This is a genomic window from Streptomyces sp. OfavH-34-F, from assembly GCF_022347745.1.
Taxonomy (GTDB): Bacteria; Actinomycetota; Actinomycetes; order Streptomycetales; family Streptomycetaceae; genus Streptomyces.
The window spans coordinates 1-1,331 of sequence record NZ_JAKRGC010000620.1 but is presented as its reverse complement, the minus strand read 5'-3'; the positions used below and the strand labels follow the sequence as shown (position 1 = coordinate 1,331).

General features: G+C 76.8%; 1 protein-coding gene and 1 pseudogene. Both read left to right on the top strand.

The annotated features are described in order from the left end of the window. Positions 1-237 (top strand): annotated as a pseudogene (locus MHW47_RS35485) (ADP-ribosylglycohydrolase family protein); the annotation flags it as partial. Then, a partial coding sequence (locus MHW47_RS35480) for an ADP-ribosylglycohydrolase family protein (RefSeq protein WP_239227913.1) occupies positions 167-1,331 on the top strand: 1,165 nt, incomplete at its 3' end. The pseudogene MHW47_RS35485 and the gene MHW47_RS35480, both read left to right, overlap by 71 nt.

The window sequence follows — 1,331 nt, the reverse complement described above, 5'->3', positions numbered from 1 at the left end:
CTGACGGGGGCGCTGGGCTCGGCCGCCGCCGTGCCCGGCGGCTGGCGCGAGACCTGCCGGACGCTGGCCGGCTGCGCGCTCCCCCGGTTCGCGGGCACGGACCTGGTGGAACTCGCCGGGCTGCTGGCAGCCACGGAACCGGCCCCCCGGGGTGGACAATCCGGACATGACCTCCACTGTGCCGCCGGCGACCACGACGCCCCCCTCCCCCACGACACCCACGCCCGCGCTCGATGACCGGATCGCCGGCGCCCTCGTCGGCGCGGCGGTCGGCGACGCGCTGGGCGGCCCGGTCGAGGGCCGCTCGGCCGAACAGATCGCCGCCCGGCACGGGGGCGGGGTCACCGGGATCGTCGGCCCCTGGGACGGCGACGACTGGCGGACCGCCCGCCCCATCGCCCCGTACCACAAGGGCGACGGGCACGTCACCGACGACACCCTGATGACCCATGCGCTGGTCCGGGTGTACGAGAAGGTGCGCGGCCATCTCGACGCCTACGCGGTCGCCGACCACCTCGTGCCGGAGCTGATCGGCGAGCCGCGCTGGATTCCGGAGCTGGAGGCCGAGGCACTGCCGCTGCAACGGGTCTTCCTCGCCGAGAAGTGGATCGTCGCCCGGCTGCACTACGGCCACGTCGATCCGCGCGAGGCGGGCTGCGGAAACATCGTCAACTGCGGGGCGGCGATGTACATGGCGCCGGTCGGCCTGGTCAACGCCGGCCATCCGCAGGCCGCGTACGCCGAGGCGGTCGACGTCGCGGGCGCCCACCAGTCGAGTTACGGCCGGGAGGCGGCGGGCGTCTTCGCCGCCGCCGTGGCCGCCGCCTGCGCGCCCGGCGCGACGCCGGAGTCGGTCGTCGAGACCTGCCTGACACTCGCCAAGGACGGCACCCGCTCCGCCATCGAGGCGGTGTGCGCGACCGCCGCCCGCCACCGGGACGTCACGGCGGCGATCGCCCCGCTGCGCGAGGCCGTCGCCCCGTTCGACACGGTGGGCCCCGACTACCGCGCCCCGTCGCTCGGCGCACGCCGCCCCTCCCGGCTGCACTCCATCGAGGAGCTGCCCGTCGCGCTCGGCATGCTGCTGGTGGCCGGCGGGGACTACCGGCGGGCGGTGCTCGGTTCCGTCAACTACGGGCGCGACTGCGACTCGATCGCCACCATGAGCGGCGCGCTGGCCGGTGCCCTGCACGGCGAACGGGCCGTCCCCGCCGGCTGGGCGGACGCCGTCGCCACCGCCAGCCGCCTCGATCTGCGCGCCCCGGCCCGGGCCCTGGCCCAGGTGGCCCGCGAGGTGTTCGCCCAGGACACCGCCCGCCGCCGCGCCCACG